Genomic DNA, 20,032 nt, shown 5'->3' on the forward strand with positions numbered 1-20,032 from the left:
TGATCCGGTGGTACCGCATGGAAGGGCCATCGCTCAAAGGATAAAAGGTACTCTGGGGATAACAGGCTGATCTCCCCCAAGAGCTCATATCGACGGGGAGGTTTGGCACCTCGATGTCGGCTCGTCACGTCCTGGGGCTGGAGAAGGTCCCAAGGGTTGGGCTGTTCGCCCATTAAAGTGGCACGCGAGCTGGGTTCAGAACGTCGTGAGACAGTTCGGTCTCTATCTGTTGCGGGCGTAGGAAATTTGAGAGGCTCTGACTTTAGTACGAGAGGACCGAGTTGGACACACCTCTGGCGTACCGGTTGTTCCGCCAGGAGCATCGCCGGGTACCTATGTGTGGAGCGGATAAGCGCTGAAAGCATCTAAGCGCGAAACCCACCTCGAGATGAGATTTCCATATAAGGGTTGTTATAGATTATGACGTTGATAGGCTTCAAGTGTACGTGTAGAGATACATTCAGCTGAGAAGTACTAATCGCCCAAGAGCTTTTCTTTTACGGTTAGCACTCTAGTGATAGAGTGCTAGCAAAGTTTTTCCTTTTCACTGTCAAATAACTTATTTAGAAGAGTTATTTGGTATTAGTGATTAGATTCGATGATCAAAGACATTAAGATATTGATGGTGTCAATGACGTGGGTGTTCACCTCTTTCCATTCCGAACAGAGCAGTTAAGCCCCACAGTGCTGATGGTACTGGGTTAACCCCCGGGAGAGTAGGTCGACGCCACATTTATTATATATAGAAGGTTAGTTAACACAAGATGTTGACTAACCTTTTTTTGTGACTATACTTTTTTAAATAATTATCTAATCTAGAGTAATAATAAATTTTGAATAACCTTATTACTTAATAATTTTATTGTATTAAGTTGATATAATTAAGTTATTACGATAAGTAATACCTTTCATTTACTTTCTAACCATTACAATAAGATTTAAATAAATTACTATATGGAAATGTTTGAAAAGTTCTGTGCAAGTTTTAGTGCAATTGCATGGGGAACACCACTTTTAATTTTACTTCTTGGAGGAGGATTATTCTTCATGATTTACTCAAGGTTCTTACCTTTTAGATACCTGAAACATGCAGTAGATGTATTAAGAGGTAAATATGATGATGATAATGCGGAAGGGGATATCGATCATTATGAAGCATTATCTGGAGCTATTGCAGCAACTGTTGGTATGGGAAATATTAGTGGTGTTGCGGTTGCCTTAGTTATGGGTGGACCAGGAGCATTATTTTGGATGTGGATGAGTGCATTACTTGGTATGGCTACAAAGTTTTTTACCTGTACATTGGCAGTAATGTACAGAGGCCATGATTCTCATGGTCATGCTGAAGGAGGACCTATGTATTATATAGAAGAAGGCCTTGGTAAAAAATGGAAACCTTTAGCAATGTTCTTTGCTGCTGCAGGCTTATTAGGAGTGACACCTATGTTTCAAGCAAATCAATTAACAGAGGTAATTAGAACTGTAGTATTAAAAGATGTAATTCCAAATAGTACAGACGTAACTACGGTCAATTTCATTATTGGAGTAGGTATAATGATATTAGTGTCAATAGTAATATTTGGAGGTATTGAAAGGATTGGGAAAGTTGCAGGTAAATTAGTTCCTATTATGGTAGTTATTTATGTAGTAGCTGTACTTGGTATTATTGGTTTAAATATTGATAAATTACCATCTATCATCTCAAGTATTTTTATTGAAGCATTTAACTTTGAATCTGTAGCAGGTGGTGCATTTGGTGCTGTTATAATTATTGGAGCCAAGAGAGCAGCATTTTCTAATGAAGCAGGAATTGGTACAGCACCAATGATGCATGGAGCTGCAAAAACAGACGAGCCTGTTAGAGAAGGTTTAGTAGCTATGATAGGGCCTTTTATAGATACAATCGTGGTTTGTACAATGACGGCTTTAGCAATTATGGCTTCAGGTGTATACGATCCAAATGCAACTAATGTACAAGGAGTAATGTTAACGACTCAAGCTTTTTCTGCAGTATACCCTGTAATGGGACCAATAATATTATCTATTTGTGTACTCTTTTTTGCATTAACTACTTTATTCTCATTTTCATATTACGGTACAAAATGTTTAGGGTATTTAATTGGAGCTGATAAGAAACATTATTTCAATTACTATTATGTAATACTTATAGTAGTAGGCTCTGTAATTAAATTAGAAGCCATAATTAATTTAATTGACGGAGTATATGCAACAATGGCAATACCTACAATGGTTGGAGCATTATTACTTGCCCCTAAAGTAAGGAAGGCGGCAGTAGATTATTTCCACAGAATGGATTTGCTAGATAAGAAGTAAAAGATATAGAGTTTAAATTAATAAGAGTCCTATTCAAGTGAAATCTGAATAGGACTCTTATTCGTTTAAACATAAAAAAAGGTTGAAATAATTAAATTTCAACCTTTTTTAGTGACCTCGCCAAGATTCAAACTTGGAACCTTCACAGCCGTAATGTGATGCTCTATTCAGTTGAGCTACGAAGCCATTTGGCTTTAACAGGAAAAATATAGTGACCTCGCCAAGATTCAAACTTGGAACCTTCACAGCCGTAATGTGATGCTCTATTCAGTTGAGCTACGAAGCCATTTAGAAATGCTTTTTCCTTTAAAGCGATGCAAAAGTATGATGAAAAGTAATATAAAACAAATTTATTCCATCATATATTAATAATAAAAGTCAATAAAGAAGAATTACTGAGGTAATTCTTCTCCCATTGCTTGATATATTGCAGATTGAATACCTTCTCTAATATTTTCCTTTGCAAGTTTATTATTTCTTGCTGTTGGATAAACTCTATTAGAAAGAAAAATATATACAATACTATTTGTAGGATCAACCCATGCACAAGTACCTGTAAAACCAGTATGACCAAAAGTAGATTTTGGAGCAAGTGGGGAGGTATTACCTTCATCTCCTTTTAATGGAGGTTTATCCCAACCTAACGCTCTTCGGTTTTTGAAACGTGTATAAGGTTGTCTATTAAAATTATTTAAGGTTGTTTCATCAAAAAACTGATGTTGACCGTAAGTGCCTTTTTGAAGATTCATTTGCATTAGTATAGCTAAATCATGTGCATTAGAAAATACACCTGCATGCCCAGCAACTCCTCCCATTAAATCTGCAGATGGATCATGAACAATCCCTTTAATTAAACATTGGCGATAATTAATATCCATTTCAGTAGGAGGAATTCTATTTAAATTTATCCTTTTTAATGGTAAATATCCTAATGTCCGAGTTCCCAAAGGTTCGTACAAATTCTTCGCTAAATACTTATCAATAGAAGTATTAGCTTCTTTTTCAACCACTCTTTGTAAAAAATAATATCCTAAATCACTATACCAATATCTGTATACAGATTTAGTATACCTTCTTCTTGTTGATATTGGAGAAGCTAATAACCAATCCCACATTGCATTTTTAATTGTATCAGATGCATATAGATCGGGAGTCACCTCCACAGTAAATCCTTTCTTTTTATAGGGACTTATATAAGTGGGGTTATATTCTTTCTTATCTCTATCGTATACATGCCCCCAAAAATAATAACCTCCTTTTAATGGTGCCGTATGAGTAAGAAACTGAATTAATTTAATATCTCCTTTATTTGTGGTATCTGTATTTGTAATATAATGATCTAGAGAGTTATTTACATTAATTGAATCCTGATAATCTAACATCATAAGTGCTTGTGTTGTAGCAGCAACTTTTGTTACTGAAGCAATATCATAAACTGTTTGATTAGTTACAGGAGTCTCTTTTTCATAAGTAAAATAGCCATATGATTTTTCAAAAACTATCTTACCATTCTTTGCTACAACAATTTGACAACCAGGTGTAGCTTCAATATTAATTGCATGATTTGCAATACTATCAATAAGATAATTTAGTTTATTTCCATCTATACCCACTTGATTGGGTTGGCCATATCCTAAACGACCAACATTTTTAATTTTATCTCCTTTATTGACTACAAAATTAGGTGTAATGGTTATTGGTAGCTTTCCATTTCCTGAGATGCTACCTGCAATTACTTGAGCAGATGCTTCTTGGGCATATTTATCTGTAGAGTAATTAATAATTGTATTTTGACTCTTATCAAGATATCTCAATCCATCTGGAGCACCATGAAGAATAACAATTACTTTAGTTTTATGCTGAAGTTGTTCAATAAATTGTTCTGTAGCATAGCTAACACCATACCTATGTTTTGAAGACTCTTGATGACAAACAATATTTACAATTACAATATCTTTATTCTTACAACTCTCAAAAAGTAAATTTACTTGACTTGTTGAAAAACTTGGTTGTTCAATTCTATGATAATCGTAGTCTACAAACATTTTTAATGTATTCCCAAAGCTATCTTCATGTCCTTTTAAACCAATACTTACCAACTGATAGGATGTTTTATTTAAAGAAGGTAGAGGTATAATTGAATCAGTATTATTTAACACTGTTACAGATTTCTCGTAAGTATCTGCTTTTATTGCTTTAAGGTCTTCTTTTGGAGTGTAATTAGTAATGTAAGATTTCTTCTTAGCTTTTAATTCAAGAACTTTGCGAACATTCTTGTTAATCAAAATAGTATCAACTTTACCTTTTTTTATTCCTAATGCAATACCTTTAATTACTTCAGTATAATAAGCAGATAGAGCAATAACATCGTGCCCATTTTGTAGAGCATGGATAGCATTGTCAACAGTTAAAGAAGCATTAATACCTAAAGCAAGATCACCAGAAGCAATTAAACCATTGTAATTTAAAGAATCTTTTAGTTGATCAATGAATTCTTTTCTGAAAATGGGTGTTTCAAAATCCTCTCTTGATGCTTTTAATATATCGATATTATCTTTTACAAGTTGGGTGAGTATATTCTTTATATTATCATCAACTTTTTTATAATCAAAATCATAGGATAAAGTTGTACCAGTTAATATACTTTTTTGATGTAACCCTTTAATTGCAGCGTGATTATTTTTCAACACATTAATAACATCATCTCCAAAACCATAGTGATAAAAACCTTTATCCTTTTTTATAGAAAGGCTATTAGAGAAATAAACATCTAAGTTTAATTTGTTGTTTATCTTACCAATTTCTTGATAGATATTGAAAGTGAAAATATTACTATTTATAGCACTTAGATTATACCTATCAGGAAGTAAAGAGAAATTTGGATCTAGACAATTTATACTCTGTTGAGAAGTAGACCCAATTAAAACAGGAACTTTATTGGGTAACTTATTTAGGTTTGAAAAATAAGTAAATGAATTTTTTGAACAGTTCTGAGAAAAGATAACTCCACCTAATTTATTTTCCCTCCCTAAAGATTTCAACTCACTATCATTTTTTTGAGGAATGGCAAATATTATTTGACCAATTTTTTGCTCTAGTGTTAACTTTGAAAAAAGACTATCTACATCAAAATCAGATGCTACAGTTTTAGTCGAAATTAGAGACACAAAAAAAGTGATTACTATAAAAGTTGAAAATATATTTTTTTTTAAGTACATCAGTTGATCTAATTACACACATTATGCCACGATTAAATAATCTTCAATCACCTAAATAGATTGTATTAAATAATGGTTTACTACCGAAATTTAAATGATTAGATTCGAATTGTTTTTATTTTCAGTCAGATTCTTTCTTTTAAATATTAATAGATACAAATAATACCCAATTTTTTAAACAATTTACTATTCATTTTGTGTTATAGTTTTAGTATTTCAATGTGTTGCAGTTTAATCCATAATTTTATATTAAATTTGCAAACTCAAACTCATTAAAAAATTTTACAAAGTGGAAAGTACAACAGTTAAGTATAAAGTTAAAGATATTTCTTTAGCGGACTGGGGGAGAAAAGAAATTGAACTTGCTGAAGCAGAAATGCCAGGTTTAATGTCTCTTAGAGAGGAATTTGGAGCTTCTAAACCTTTAAAAGGTGCTAGAATTGCAGGTTGTCTTCATATGACAATTCAAACTGCTGTTCTTATTGAAACTCTTGTAGAATTAGGTGCAGAAGTTACTTGGTCATCATGTAATATTTTCTCTACACAAGATCAAGCAGCAGCAGCTATTGCAGCAACTGGTGTACCTGTTTATGCATGGAAAGGTCTTACTGATGAAGAATTTGATTGGTGTATTGAGCAAACTTTACACGGTTTTGAAGGTGGTAAACCTTTAAATATGATTCTTGATGACGGTGGAGATTTAACTAACATGGTATTTGATAAATACCCTGAGTTAGTTGCTGGTATTAAAGGATTATCTGAAGAAACAACAACAGGTGTTTTAAGATTAGTTGATCGTGAGAAAAATGGTACTCTTCCAATTCCTGCAATTAATATCAACGATTCAGTAACTAAGTCAAAATTTGATAACAAATACGGTTGTCGTGAATCTTTAGTTGATGGTATCCGTCGTGCTACTGATGTTATGATTGCAGGTAAAGTTGCAGTTGTAGCTGGTTACGGTGATGTTGGTAAAGGTTCAGCTGCTTCTTTAAGTGGTGCTGGAGCTCGTGTTATTGTTACTGAAATTGATCCAATTTGTGCTTTACAAGCTGCAATGGATGGTTTTGAAGTAAAGAAAATGGATGATGCTATCCTTGAAGCGGATATTGTAGTTACAACTACAGGTAACAAGGATATTGTTGTTGGTCGTCATTTTGAAAAAGTAAAAGATAAAGCAATCGTTTGTAATATCGGTCACTTCGATAATGAAATCGACATGGCATGGTTAAATGAAAACTATGGTGCTTCAAAAGTAAATATCAAACCACAAGTAGATAAGTATACTGTTGGATCTGGAAATGATGTAATCATTTTAGCAGAAGGACGTTTAGTAAACTTAGGTTGTGCAACTGGTCACCCATCGTTTGTAATGTCTAACTCTTTTGCTAACCAAACATTAGCACAGTTAGAACTTTGGTGTAATACTGGAGCTTACGAAAATAAAGTATACATGCTTCCTAAACATTTAGATGAAAAGGTAGCAAGACTTCATTTAGCAAAAATTGGTGTTGAATTAGAAACATTATCAGAAGATCAAGCTAATTATATTGGTGTTGATGTTAATGGCCCATTCAAAGTAGAACATTATCGTTACTAATCAGTAACTGATTTATATAAATAGGCTAGTTCATTTATTTGAGCTAGCCTATTTTTTTATTCATCAATTTCATCAATCTTAAAATCTTTACCTTTTCCAAATTCATATAGCTCACTTAGCTTACAAATTTCTAAAGTATCTAAGGTTTTGATCAAAAAATCATCATTGTTATCTATAGATAGTGTTTTAAATTTAAACACCTCACCATAGTTTATCAATTGATATGTATGGCCTATACGCATCGTATTCTTACTAATAGACATATTTTTAAATATAAATGTTTAAAATATTGACAATGTTTAATTTTTAAACTAAATTTGTTTTACAAACAATCCAATAAGGTAGTTTGTCGGTTTTATTTAATTATTCTACAAAGGTAAAGTTTAGATGTTATGTATTTTCTAAAAAATTCTTCAGAGTTATCAGTAACAGGTACAAACCTTTCGATTGGAGTAAAATTCCCAAGTAGTGTCTATATGAGATACAAAGGAAATATCTACTCCTTTATCATTAATCCAAAACTAGCAGTTACAATAATTGTTTTATTGTTGTTTGTTTTAATGACCCAGTTTTTTTCAGATTCTTCAGAGAAGATCATTTATGTTCAAGCCCCTATTGCTGTTAATTATAATGGGCAGGAACCAACATTAGATGAATTTATTGAAGATTTTGGAATTGAAATTGAAAACCCTAATGTTATTCAAACGGCAGTTGTACCTGTAAAGCCTGTTAATCACTTATCAAGCTATAGAGAAGAAAAATTAAATAATGTTTCGTCTTATATTGATAGGTTTCAAATTGAAAGACAATTAATAGTTACAGAGTTTTTGATTAATAATAAAATAACAAGAGTAGATCAATTAGAAGATGATCAACTACTGCTTCTTAATCAAAAAATAGGAGGGTTGTTTCAAGAATTTATTTTAGATCAAATGAATGCTCCACCTCATGTATATTCTTTTTTTACTTCTTCAGTACCTTTAAGGAAAATTGAAACAGCATTAATGGAACAAGCAAGATATCACGTTCCTGCATCAATAACTTTAGCACAAGCTGCATTAGAAACGGGATATGGTAAAAGAGTTATTGGTAATAATTATTTTGGAGTAAAGGATAAATCAAAAAGAACAGTTCCAATTACCACAACAGAGTATTATACAAAAGAAGAGTATAAAAGAAATAAAGGGATTGTGGTATCGGCTAAAAAGGTAAAGAAAGGAAATAGAGTTTTATATAAATGTACTGTAAGAGACTCTTTTGCTGAATATAAATCTCCTTGGGAATCTTTTAGAGCACATTCTTTATTTCTAAATAAACAAAAAAGGTATGCTCCTTTATTTACACAAGGTAGAGATTATATTGCTTGGGCAAATATGATTGGCTCTACAAAATATGGAGGAGTTGGGTATGCTACTTCACCATTATATGGAGAGTTACTAAGGAAAATAATAAAGAGGTATCATTTAGACCTTTTAGATTACTAAATTGATACCTCATAAATTTATTCTTTCGAAAACTATTTTCTCGGAACCCAATAATTTTCATCAACACCTAATTCCTTGGCCATTTTTCTAGAAATTACAAATAGGTAATCAGAAAGTCTATTTAGATATCTAATTACTATAAAGTCAATATTTTCTCCTTCATCTACCAATCCAATAGCTAATCGTTCAGCTCTTCTACATACAGTTCTTGCTAAATGAGCAAAAGAAACAGCAGTATGTCCACCAGGAAGAATAAAATATTTTAAAGGAGAAAGTTCTCGATCCATCTGATCAATGGCCTGTTCTAATAATTCAATATCTTGTTCAGTGATATCGGGTTTTTTAAGGTGAGGTTTATCAGGATCGGCAGCTAGTTCTGCTCCAATTGTAAATAGACGGTCTTGTATTTCTTTTAAAATATCAGACCGTTTATTGTTTACAGATTGGTCTCTTACTAAACCTATATATGAATTAAGTTCATCTATTGTACCATAAGCTTCAATACGATTATGAGTTTTAGACACTCTTTTACCTCCAAAAAGGGATGTTTCTCCTTTATCACCTGTTTTTGTATATACTTTCATCTCACATTAAATTTTTGTGATATCCATATTTTGTTCGTCTCGTTCAACAAGACCATCTCTTAATCGAATAATTCTATGAGCGTAATTGGCAATATCTTCTTCGTGAGTTACCATAATAATGGTATTTCCATTTTCATGTAACTTATTAAAGATATCCATAATTTCGTATGAAGTTTTTGTATCCAATGCACCTGTAGGTTCATCTGCTAGAATAATACTAGGGTTATTTACCAATGCTCTTGCTATTGCAACCCTTTGTCTTTGACCTCCAGAGAGTTCATTTGGTTTATGAGAAACTCTTGTACCTAAACCAACAGCATCTAAAGATTTTTGAGCTCTTTCTAGCCTTTCCTCTCTACCAATACCTGCATAAACAAGAGGTAGAGCTACATTATCAAGAATTGTAGACCTTGGCAATAAATTGAAAGATTGAAATACAAAACCAATTTCTTTATTTCTCACAACAGCTAACTCATTTTCTGTCATATCACTTACATCTTGGTTATTTAACCAATATTGACCCTCACTAGGTGTGTCTAAACAACCAATTATGTTCATCAATGTTGATTTCCCAGATCCAGAAGGTCCCATAAATGCTACATATTCTCCTCTATCAATAGAGATACTAATGTGTTTTAGGGCTTTAATTACTTCTGTTCCCATTTGGTATATTCTTGATATACCTTCTGTAGTGATAACTTTGTTTGACATGGATTTGTTAGTTTATTCCCAAGTTGATATTTCTTTTTGATATTCAATTTTCAATCTTGAATATAACTCATTTATTCTATTTGAAGCAGAAGATGATAATAAATATTCTGCTTCTAATCTACTCGATTCTGCATATTGTTTTAACCCTAGTTTAAAACAAACTCTGATATAATTAGCTGTTGCAATTTCAGAATAAGGGTTAACCTTTAATAAATCACTTACTAATTGGTAAGCCTCTTCTGTTTTTTCTTCTGAAATTAGTTTGCTACTGTAAAACTCTCCAAAAGCATCATTCCAAAAAAGAGATTCTACATCTTCATTTTTTAAGAAATTAGTATTTTTATATATATCACTATATAATTTTCCTTCAGCAGAAGTTGTATCTAAAACCTTAATAAGGTCATCAATGTTTAAAGATGATATTTTTAATAAATAATTTGTGTGTAATATTAATGTAGCAAGCTCATTATTTAATGTAAAAGAAGCTTCTACTTCTTTTATCAATGCAATGGCCTTATCAGTATCTCTGTTAGAAATATAATCTTGTAATAGAAGTTCTATCAGTTCAATTTGATTTTGTTCAGATGAAATTTTTAATATATGTTGAAAAAGGTCTTGAACAGATTTCTTTTTGTGATTGAATACTATATAATTTACATAGTCTGTTGCTGTAAAATCTCTAATCTTGTCGTTATCTAAATAGTATTTGATAATAGATGGGTCTTCAATCATATTTAATTTAAAGACGTTATCCCATATTTTTTTACTTTCTACTTTGGATTTTAACTGACTAGCCACAAGTGCGAGTGGATAAATAGCACTTGTTTGCCCAGTTTTAAAAGCTGTATTGAGGTGTTCATATGCTAATTCAAATTTATTATTCTGAAATGCATTCAGTCCTAATAAGAAATCATAATATCCATTAGTTTGCCCATATTTATTAGATAACTCGTCAAAATTACTCCAACTAGAATAATATTTTTCTGAGTTTAGGTTATTTAATGCAGAAGCAAATAATAATTGTTGCTTGTATTCTGAATTTTCATAATTATTTAAATATTTAGAGATGTATTTATCAATATCGTTATAACCATCTCTAAATGTAGCATTAATAGTATAATTATATATATAGCTTACTTGATCTCCATTTAATAATGAATCTGCTAAAAAATCTGGGATAAACGGTTTATTACCTCCAACAGCGTTAGAATTTAAATAAGCCAATTGATTTACAGCCTCACTTACTTTGGTAGAATTGTTTAATTCATTTAAATGCCCTTCAAGTTTAGTAATATCAGTTTTAGATAGTGTTGCAACCCCTAAAAAATTACTTGATAAAATGTTACTATCTTCTCCTGATATTTTTTGGCCTTTATCTAAATAAAAAAGTGTACTATCGATTTCATTTATTTCATAAAATGATAATGCTAGATTATTGTAAATTTCCTTATTTGATGGGAACTGTTGAATACCTTTTTGTAGAATAAGAATTGCTTCAAGCAAATTTTTATTATTCACCTGCAGTTGTGCTGATTTAATGAATGACTGAGGTGTTGTAGTTTCTTTAGAAGATTTATCAAACCTCACATAAGCTGCTGAGTATTTTTTATTTTGTTCAGCAATGCTCCCAAGCATATAATTACCTTTAAAATTCCAGCTATTGTACATGTTAGAGAAATTATATCTTTCTTCAGCTAAGTAGGCATTATCTTGTAGAAGTTCTATATCTCCTAATCCATTATAATAAGCTACCCAAGAGTTTCTATAAACATTAAAGTTATTTATATAAAATAGACCAATTGATAGTAATAAGCCAATAGCCCAAGTAGATAAAAAATCTATATTCTGAGGCTTGAATGCTACTTTATAGGCCGGTAAATTCTTTTTAAGTACATCATAAAAGTTATAAGAGATGTAGATTACCGATACAAAGCCAAAGCCTATAAATAATATAAGTATAGATTGATCCATCACATGTGTAAATGAAGTATCAAATATGGCAAGGTGAAAACAATATGTAGCTGTTGCAATAATACTACCTCCAAGATAAATCCAATAGATAATTTGAGATTCTCTTACTGCAATATGGAATAGCTCTTCTTGTTGTTTTATGATGTATAAACCGACTACTGTTGAGATAACAAAAAGTAGTGCAGGAGGGATGTAGTAAAGTCCCCAGTCTATAGAGTGGAATTCCACTAAATATGCATAAACTAAATTTAAAGAATAGATAGTATAGAATACATAAAAATGTCTAGCACTATCTCCATTATTACCTCCAATATTTTTGAAACTTGTTAAAAATAAGATGCCAAAGGGTATAGCTGTCGAAATAAATAGTACAAATAATAAACTTAAAATAGCTAAACTACCAAAACTATAACTTACACTCTCAGCAATCCAATATTCAGTATTTCCAAGTAATGAAATAATAGAACTTAAAATTCCTCCAATAAATAAATAACACAATAACCTGTAGGTAAAATTGATAGTCTTCTTTACATGAAAATAATAACTTACAGCTATGTAAATTAATAAAACTACTCCAGTAAAAGCTTTATCATGTATTGATGATAAAATTTGTAGATTTTCTAAATGTAATGTACCAATTAATAATGCAAATATTCCAAATAGAACTGCATGCCATATTCTTGTAAGTCCACTAATACTTCCTAAAAAAATCGAGAATCCAATTAATAAGGCAAGGCCATAAAAAGTATATATTTCAGTCGAAAACGTAATATTATTACCAACATAGTTTTCAAGCACTAAAAATGAATCGACTTGTATAGAAAAGACTGTTTGCCATTTTTCAAAATCAAAAAGAGGTGTTTTTATTGTATCAACATATCCATTAATTCCCCATCCAATTCGTTCAGATAAGCCCTCAATCTTTAAGGTTAAAAGTATTAATATATTTGATATTAAAGCAGTTATACTAATGTATTTAACTATTGTCTCTTTATTAAAAGAATGGTTTTCCATTTATTTGTTTTTTAGTTATCCCCAAAAATACAAATAAATCAAAATGTTACTATTTAGAACTGTAAAATAAGTTACGTACTGCAATCGGTTTCGCTTTTTATTAGTTTTTTTACCATATTTGTATACACTAAGTTTTATGCTAACGATAAAACGTTTCGCAAATGCGAATGCCGTGCTATACTTGTACTAACATTATTAATTTCAAAAACATATAACCTTGGAAACAATAGAAATGTCAATAACAACAAAGTTTTTACCGGAGGATATTGCGTTAATGGAGCGTAAAGGAATCAATATTGAAACTGTAGAAAAACAATTAAACTACTTCAAAAAAGGATTTGAATATGCAAATATCATTAGACCTGCTACAATTGGAGATGGAATAATTAAATTATCTGATGAAGAAATAAATGATTTTGTTGATAAATACGAAGAGTCGATTAAAGGTAATTCTTTAGTAAAGTTTGTTCCTGCATCAGGTGCAGCTACGCGTATGTTTAAAGCTTTACTTGAATTTAAAAATGATTTAGAAGCTAAAGATACTTTTGCTGAACCAGACCTAGAAAAAAGTAAGGGATTGGTGGCAGATTTCTTTAATAATATCATTCACTTTCCATTATATACTGAAATTTACTCTGAAGTAGCTCAGAAATTAGGAAGCCTTGATGTACTTGTCGCTAATAAAGAATACAAAAGTATTTTAGAGGCAACTTTTTCAAGTGATAGATTACATCTTGCAAATAGACCTAAAGGTTTAATCGGTTTCCATAAATATAATGGGGAAGTTCGAACTCCTGTGCAAGAACACCTTATTGAAGGAGCAAATTATGCAAAAGATGAAAATGGAGTAGTCAACCTTCATTTTACGGTTTCTCCAGAACATTATGATCAATTTGTAGAATTAACAAATGTCTACAAAGAAGTATATAGTAAAAGGTATGATGCAAAATTTGAGATTTCATTCTCAACTCAGTTACCTTCTACAGATACTATTGCAGCAACAGCACAAAATGAACCTTTCAGAAAAGAAGAAGATGGAGAATTATTATTTAGACCTGGTGGGCACGGTGCATTACTAGAAAATTTAAATAATATAGATGCTGATATTGTCTTTGTTAAAAACATTGATAATGTAACTTCTGATAGATTAAAAGAAGATACTTATAAATACAAAAAAGCTTTAGCTAGTATTTTAGTAGATACACAAACAAAAATCTTCTCATTTTTGAGAAGATACAACGAAGGTGAGAGGAGTGAAGAGTTAACTCACGAAGTAATTGAGTTTTGTATGAAGCGTTTAGGTTGGAGCTTAGGCGAAGAACTAAATGGTTTGACACAAGATGAAATGGAATCTTACTTCTTTGATAAACTAAACAGACCTATTAGAGTTTGTGGAATGGTTAAAAATGAAGGAGAACCTGGTGGAGGTCCATTCTGGTTGAAAGATGGAAATCATAGATCTTTACAAATTGTAGAAAGTGCTCAAATAAACTTTGCTAATCCAGTTCGTAGAGAAATCGCCAATGCAGCAACGCACTTCAATCCAGTAGATTTAGTTTGTGGATTAAAAGATTATAAAGGGGATAAATTTGATTTAATGCAGTACCGTAATGAGAACGCAGGTTTCATTACGCATAAATCTAGAGACGGACAAGAAATTCAAGCAATTGAACTTCCTGGCTTATGGAATGGTTCTATGGCATATTGGACTACATTATTTGTAGAAGTTCCGGTGTCTACATTTACTCCAGTTAAGACAGTAAATGATTTATTAAGACCAGAACATAGATAAAATTAATAATTTATAGAAGATAAGAGGTTGATAGCATTGATGTTATCAACCTCTTTGTTTTTATTTAAATATTTAAGGTTGCAATTGTACTTCCCTTTCTTACCTTTGCAATCCCTTACAACGGTAGGGACTTTAAAAAAACATGCAGCAGCAGGTAGTTATATAAACCACCAAATGATTTAAAGAGAGCAAAACTTATCAGTTTCCAAATAAAACAAAATAAGTATTGCATATTAAATTTCCTTTCTTATCTTTGGACTCGCTTTCAAATGGAGAGCCGCAAAAGAGTAATGAGAATGAGATTTAGACACCTCTAAAAATATTTCAAATTAATTGAAAAAACATTTGGAAGTTTAAACTAAAATATCTTACCTTTGCACTCGCTTCTTTAGAGAGGTGATCGATAAAACAACGGTTTTATTGAAATTAGAAACTGAGATTCAGTTCATTAAGCTTCGGCTTAGACGTTCTTTTGATGTAATGAGAAAGTAATTATAAGATCAGCGAAAGCGGATCCTAATAAAGTTAATTCTTTTAAACAGTTCGTAGAGACAGGTATAAAACATTGATCATTTATTTGATCTAAAAACTCTTACAACGGAGAGTTTGATCCTGGCTCAGGATGAACGCTAGCGGCAGGCCTAATACATGCAAGTCGAGGGGTAACAGGAGTGCTTGCACTTGCTGACGACCGGCGCACGGGTGCGTAACGCGTATATAACTTGCCTTTGTCTGGAAGATAGCCCGGAGAAATCCGGATTAATATTCCATGGTATCTTAAGCTCGCATGAGTTAAAGATTAAAGATTTATCGGACAGAGATGGATATGCGTCCCATTAGCTAGTTGGTAAGGTAACGGCTTACCAAGGCAACGATGGGTAGGGGTTCTGAGAGGAAGGTCCCCCACACTGGCACTGAGATACGGGCCAGACTCCTACGGGAGGCAGCAGTAGGGAATATTGGGCAATGGAGGCAACTCTGACCCAGCCATGCCGCGTGAGTGATGAATGCCTTCGGGTTGTAAAGCTCTTTTGTATGGGAAGAACCACAATCTTGCGAGATTGTCTGACGGTACCATAAGAATAAGCACCGGCTAACTCCGTGCCAGCAGCCGCGGTAATACGGAGGGTGCAAGCGTTGTCCGGAATTATTGGGTTTAAAGGGTGCGCAGGTGGCTTTATAAGTCAGAGGTTAAAGACCGGGGCTCAACTCCGTGTTTGCCTTTGATACTGTAAGGCTTGAAATACGTATGGGTAGGCGGAATTCCTCATGTAGCGGTGAAATGCACAGATATGAGGAGGAAGACCGAAGGCGAAGGCAGCTTACTGGGCGTTATTTGACACTGAGGCACGAAAGCGTGGGGAGCGAACAGGATTAGATACCCTGGTAGTCCACGCCGTAAACGATGAGAACTCGACCTGTGTGGTGTAACCATGCGGGTCCCAGCGAAAGCGAGAAGTTCTCCACCTGGGGAGTACGCTGGCAACAGTGAAACTCAAAGGAATTGACGGGGGTCCGCACAAGCGGTGGAGCATGTGGTTTAATTCGATGATACGCGAGGAACCTTACCTGGACTCGAATTCGTTTTGACAATTCTAGAGATAGAACTTTCTTCGGACAGAATGGAAGGTGCTGCATGGCTGTCGTCAGCTCGTGCCGCGAGGTGTTGGGTTAAGTCCCGCAACGAGCGCAACCCCTACTTCTAGTTGCCATCAGGTTATGCTGGGGACTCTAGAGGAACTGCCTGCGCAAGCAGAGAGGAAGGCGGGGACGACGTCAAGTCATCATGGCCCTTACGTCCAGGGCAACACACGTGCTACAATGGTAGGGACAACGGGCAGCAAGCTAGTGATAGTAAGCGAATCTCGAAAACCCTATCCCAGTTCGGATTGGAGTCTGCAACTCGACTCCATGAAGTTGGAATCGCTAGTAATCGCGCATCAGCTATGGCGCGGTGAATACGTACCCGGACCTTGTACACACCGCCCGTCAAGCCATGGAAGTTTGGTGGGCCTGAAGATGGTGGCCGTAATAGGAGCTATTTAGGGCAAAACAAATAACTGGGGCTAAGTCGTAACAAGGTAGCCGTACCGGAAGGTGCGGCTGGAACACCTCCTTTTGGAGCCTTGTGCTTTACGAACCGGGATCTGCTTTTGCCGAGATTATAATTACTTTCTTTTGCATTAAATATTGGGAATAGTCCTAATAATCCTTTTATGGGGGATTAGCTCAGTTGGCTAGAGCGCTTGCCTTGCACGCAAGAGGTCATCGGTTCGACTCCGATATTCTCCACGTTGTTCTAAAATGATAGGACAAAAAGATCTTTGACAGAATGGGAAAAACTTAAGGGTATCTAATTTGATTAGATATTCTGCAAAAAGAAAAGCGAGAGAAGGGTATACAGAGAATGCCTAGGCTTTTGGAGGCTACGAAGGACGCGACAAGCGGCGAAACGCTTTGGGGAGGTGCACATGACCTATGATCCGAAGGTATCCGAATGAGACAACTCAGCATGTTGAAGACATGTTCGTAAGGCCAACCCGGGGAACTGAAACATCTAAGTACCTGGAGGAAAAGAAAACAATAGTGATTCCGCAAGTAGTGGCGAGCGAACGCGGAAGAGTCCAAACCAATTGAGTTCCGGCTTGATTGGGGTTGTAGGACTTCAATAATAGTTTAATAATGAATTGGAATATACTGGAAAGTATTGCCGTAGAGGGTGAAAGTCCCGTACAGGTAAGTTATTAGATTAGTGAAGTATCCTGAGTAAGTGGGGGCCGGTGAAACCCCCATTGAATCCGGCGGCACCATCCGCCAAGACTAAATACTCCCAAAAGACCGATAGTGAACAAGTACCGTGAGGGAAAGGTGAAAAGTACCGTGAATAACGGGGTGAAATAGATCCTGAAACTGTATACCTACAAGCGGACGGAGCTACTTAGTGTAGTGACGTCGTGCCTTTTGCATAATGAGCCTACGAGTTACCTATATTAGCAAGATTAAGGATTTAAGGTCTGTAGTCGTAGCGAAAGCGAGTCTTAAGTGGCGCTTAAGTTAGTGTAGGTAGACGCGAAACCAGGTGATCTACCCATGGGCAGGTTGAAGTTGTGGTAACACACAATGGAGGACCGAACCGGTTGACGTTGAAAAGTCTTCGGATGACCTGTGGGTAGGGGTGAAAGGCCAATCAAACCTGGAAATAGCTCGTACTCCCCGAAATGCCTTTAGGGGCAGCGTCGGATGAGTTTGATGGAGGTAGAGCTACCAATTAGATGCGGGGGAGTCATATCCTACCAAATCTAGATGAACTCCGAATGCCATCAAACACTACCGGCAGTGAGGGCTAGGGTGCCAAGGTCCTAGTCCGAGAGGGAAAGAACCCGGACCATCGTCTAAGGTCCCCAAGTGATAATTAAGTTGAACTAAGGAGGTTCAGTCGCTGAGACAGCCAGGATGTTAGCTTGGAAGCAGCTATTCATTCAAAGAGTGCGTAACAGCTCACTGGTCGAGCGACAGAGCATCGATAATGATCGGGCATAAATTATCCACCGAAGACATGGATTTGTGTGTAAACACGAGTGGTAGGGGAGCATTCTGACAGGGTCGAAGCAGCATGGTGATGTGTTGTGGACTTGTTAGAAAAGCAAATGTAGGCATAAGTAACGATAAGGCAGGTGAGAAACCTGCCCGCCGATAGACCAAGGTTTCCTGGGCGACGCTAATCGTCCCAGGGTTAGCCGGGACCTAAGGGGATTGCCGAAGGGCATACTCGATGGATATCAGGTCAAAATTCCTGAGCATCCGATAATACTGATGGAGTGACGGAGTGATGCAGTATCTGCGTGCTGACGGAATAGCACGTTGAATAGTGTACCTATAGGGACTATAGTTAAATGCGTAGTCCTTGGGGAAACTAGACAGTACATAGCGACTACGGTCAATGTGATAACGATACGAAACGCTTCCGAGAAAACCTTCTAAGATTATATTATTGGATCCCGTACCCCAAACCGACACAGGTGGTTAGGATGAGTAATCCGAGGCGCTCGAGTGATTCATGGCTAAGGAACTAGGCAAATTAGCCCCGTAACTTCGGGAGAAGGGGCGCCTACTTACTTTTGTAAGAGGCCGCAGCGAAGAAGTCCAGGCGACTGTTTAACAAAAACACATGGCTATGCGAACTCGAAAGATTCAGTATATAGCCTGACACCTGCCCGGTGCTGGAAGGTTAAGAGGGGGAGTTAACTTCGGTGAAGCTCTGAATTGAAGCCCCAGTAAACGGCGGCCGTAACTATAACGGTCCTAAGGTAGCGAAATTCCTTGTCGGGTAAGTTCCGACCTGCACGAATGGTGCAACGATCTGGACGCTGTCTCGGCCATGAGCTCGGTGAAATTGAAGTAGCGGTGAAGATGCCGCTTACCCGCAACGGGACGAAAAGACCCCATGAACCTTTACTGCAACTTAACGTTGGCCGTTGGCCAGGAATGTGTAGGATAGGCGGGAGACTGTGAAGGAGCGTCGCTAGGCGTTTTGGAGTCATTGTTGAAATACCGCCCTTTCCTGTTCGACGGTCTAACGGGCTAAATGTCCGGACATTGTTTGGTGGGTAGTTTGACTGGGGTGGTCGCCTCCAAAAGAGTAACGGAGGCTTTCCAAGGTTCCCTCACGACGGTCGGCAATCGTCGGAAGAGCGCAATGGCATAAGGGAGCCTGACTGCGAGAGAGACATTTCGAACAGGCACGAAAGTGGGACATAGTGATCCGGTGGTACCGCATGGAAGGGCCATCGCTCAAAGGATAAAAGGTACTCTGGGATAACAGGCTGATCTCCCCCAAGAGCTCATATCGACGGGGAGGTTTGGCACCTCGATGTCGGCTCGTCACGTCCTGGGGCTGGAGAAGGTCCCAAGGGTTGGGCTGTTCGCCCATTAAAGTGGCACGCGAGCTGGGTTCAGAACGTCGTGAGACAGTTCGGTCTCTATCTGTTGCGGGCGTAGGAAATTTGAGAGGCTCTGACTTTAGTACGAGAGGACCGAGTTGGACACACCTCTGGCGTACCGGTTGTTCCGCCAGGAGCATCGCCGGGTACCTATGTGTGGAGCGGATAAGCGCTGAAAGCATCTAAGCGCGAAACCCACCTCGAGATGAGATTTCCATATAAGGGTTGTTATAGATTATGACGTTGATAGGCTTCAAGTGTACGTGTAGAGATACATTCAGCTGAGAAGTACTAATCGCCCAAGAGCTTTTCTTTTACGGTTAGCACTCTAGTAATAGAGTGCTAGCAAAGTTTTTCCTTTTCACTGTCAAATAACTTATTTAG

General features: G+C 35.7%; 9 protein-coding genes, 3 tRNA genes and 4 rRNA genes (1 of these 16 cut by a window edge). 9 read left to right on the forward strand and 7 right to left on the reverse strand.

The features are described 5' to 3' along the window. The 3 genes from EI427_RS18920 to EI427_RS18930 form a co-directional block, all read left to right on the forward strand. Positions 1 to 498 (forward strand): 23S ribosomal RNA (locus tag EI427_RS18920); it begins 2,379 nt to the left of the window's first position. Positions 499 to 621: 123 nt separating this feature from the next. Then, positions 622 to 733: ribosomal RNA gene (gene rrf, locus EI427_RS18925) — 5S ribosomal RNA — on the forward strand. 221 nt (positions 734 to 954) lie between these two features. Then, positions 955 to 2,334 (forward strand): alanine/glycine:cation symporter family protein, encoded by a 1,380-nt coding sequence (locus EI427_RS18930; protein ID WP_126617695.1) that lies wholly within the window; start codon positions 955 to 957, stop codon positions 2,332 to 2,334. A gap of 112 nt (positions 2,335 to 2,446) precedes the next feature. On the opposite strand, the gene EI427_RS18935 is transcribed toward EI427_RS18930, so the two are convergent. The 3 genes from EI427_RS18935 to EI427_RS18945 all read right to left on the reverse strand — a co-directional run bounded on the left by EI427_RS18935 (position 2,447) and on the right by EI427_RS18945 (position 5,501). Then, positions 2,447 to 2,520, reverse strand: a tRNA-Arg gene (locus tag EI427_RS18935). Between the two features lie 26 nt (positions 2,521 to 2,546). Continuing rightward, a tRNA-Arg gene (locus tag EI427_RS18940) sits at positions 2,547 to 2,620 on the reverse strand. 106 nt (positions 2,621 to 2,726) lie between these two features. Next, on the reverse strand, positions 2,727 to 5,501 hold the full coding sequence (locus tag EI427_RS18945) for a serine hydrolase (RefSeq protein ID WP_170178545.1): 2,775 nt from the start codon (positions 5,499 to 5,501) through the stop codon (positions 2,727 to 2,729). Between the two features lie 340 nt (positions 5,502 to 5,841). Here EI427_RS18945 and ahcY point away from each other — a divergent pair, with 340 nt between their 5' ends. Then, positions 5,842 to 7,152 (forward strand): adenosylhomocysteinase, encoded by a 1,311-nt coding sequence (gene ahcY, locus EI427_RS18950; protein WP_126617699.1) that lies wholly within the window; start codon positions 5,842 to 5,844, stop codon positions 7,150 to 7,152. A gap of 56 nt (positions 7,153 to 7,208) precedes the next feature. Here the strand turns inward: ahcY and EI427_RS18955 are convergent, their stop codons facing one another. After that, the gene (locus EI427_RS18955; protein ID WP_126617701.1) at positions 7,209 to 7,415 is read right to left on the reverse strand and encodes a hypothetical protein; all 207 of its coding nucleotides are present in this window, start codon (positions 7,413 to 7,415) and stop codon (positions 7,209 to 7,211) included. A 129-nt stretch (positions 7,416 to 7,544) separates the two neighbouring features. On the opposite strand from EI427_RS18955, the gene EI427_RS18960 reads away from it, so the two are divergent. Next, the gene (locus EI427_RS18960; protein WP_126617703.1) at positions 7,545 to 8,636 is read left to right on the forward strand and encodes a glycoside hydrolase family 73 protein; all 1,092 of its coding nucleotides are present in this window, start codon (positions 7,545 to 7,547) and stop codon (positions 8,634 to 8,636) included. Positions 8,637 to 8,668: 32 nt separating this feature from the next. Here the strand turns inward: EI427_RS18960 and EI427_RS18965 are convergent, their stop codons facing one another. Genes EI427_RS18965 through EI427_RS18975 form a run of 3 tightly spaced genes read right to left on the reverse strand, consistent with a single transcriptional unit; the run spans position 8,669 to position 12,916 of the window. Next, positions 8,669 to 9,220 (reverse strand): cob(I)yrinic acid a,c-diamide adenosyltransferase, encoded by a 552-nt coding sequence (locus EI427_RS18965; protein ID WP_126617705.1) that lies wholly within the window; start codon positions 9,218 to 9,220, stop codon positions 8,669 to 8,671. 6 nt (positions 9,221 to 9,226) lie between these two features. After that, a complete protein-coding gene (locus tag EI427_RS18970) occupies positions 9,227 to 9,931 on the reverse strand; it encodes an ABC transporter ATP-binding protein (protein ID WP_126617707.1) in 705 nt (234 codons plus the stop codon). A gap of 12 nt (positions 9,932 to 9,943) precedes the next feature. Beyond that, positions 9,944 to 12,916: a tetratricopeptide repeat protein gene (locus EI427_RS18975; protein WP_126617709.1), complete on the reverse strand. Its 2,973-nt coding sequence runs from the start codon at positions 12,914 to 12,916 to the stop codon at positions 9,944 to 9,946. A 217-nt stretch (positions 12,917 to 13,133) separates the two neighbouring features. On the opposite strand from EI427_RS18975, the gene EI427_RS18980 reads away from it, so the two are divergent. The 4 genes from EI427_RS18980 to EI427_RS18995 all read left to right on the forward strand — a co-directional run bounded on the left by EI427_RS18980 (position 13,134) and on the right by EI427_RS18995 (position 19,963). Further along, positions 13,134 to 14,708, forward strand: coding sequence for a DUF4301 family protein (locus tag EI427_RS18980; protein ID WP_317125729.1), 1,575 nt, complete (start codon positions 13,134 to 13,136; stop codon positions 14,706 to 14,708). A gap of 594 nt (positions 14,709 to 15,302) precedes the next feature. Continuing rightward, positions 15,303 to 16,827 (forward strand): 16S ribosomal RNA (locus EI427_RS18985). A gap of 99 nt (positions 16,828 to 16,926) precedes the next feature. Beyond that, a tRNA-Ala gene (locus EI427_RS18990) sits at positions 16,927 to 17,000 on the forward strand. Positions 17,001 to 17,087: 87 nt separating this feature from the next. Beyond that, a 23S ribosomal RNA gene (locus EI427_RS18995) occupies positions 17,088 to 19,963 on the forward strand. Together the 16S and 23S rRNA genes with 1 tRNA gene alongside form the textbook arrangement of a ribosomal RNA operon. The last annotated feature ends 69 nt before the right edge of the window (positions 19,964 to 20,032 follow it).

Source organism: Flammeovirga pectinis (assembly GCF_003970675.1).
GTDB classification, from domain to species: Bacteria; Bacteroidota; Bacteroidia; order Cytophagales; family Flammeovirgaceae; genus Flammeovirga; species Flammeovirga pectinis.

Bases quoted from the DNA above. Each gene is read 5' to 3' on its own strand.
- EI427_RS18930 (WP_126617695.1), top strand. From the start codon at position 955: ATGGAAATGTTTGAAAAGTTCTGTGCAAGTTTTAGTGCAATTGCATGG.
- EI427_RS18955 (WP_126617701.1), bottom strand. From the start codon at position 7,415: ATGTCTATTAGTAAGAATACGATGCGTATAGGCCATACATATCAATTG.
- EI427_RS18960 (WP_126617703.1), top strand. From the start codon at position 7,545: ATGTATTTTCTAAAAAATTCTTCAGAGTTATCAGTAACAGGTACAAAC.
- EI427_RS18965 (WP_126617705.1), bottom strand. From the start codon at position 9,220: ATGAAAGTATATACAAAAACAGGTGATAAAGGAGAAACATCCCTTTTT.
- EI427_RS18970 (WP_126617707.1), bottom strand. From the start codon at position 9,931: ATGTCAAACAAAGTTATCACTACAGAAGGTATATCAAGAATATACCAA.
- EI427_RS18975 (WP_126617709.1), bottom strand. From the start codon at position 12,916: ATGGAAAACCATTCTTTTAATAAAGAGACAATAGTTAAATACATTAGT.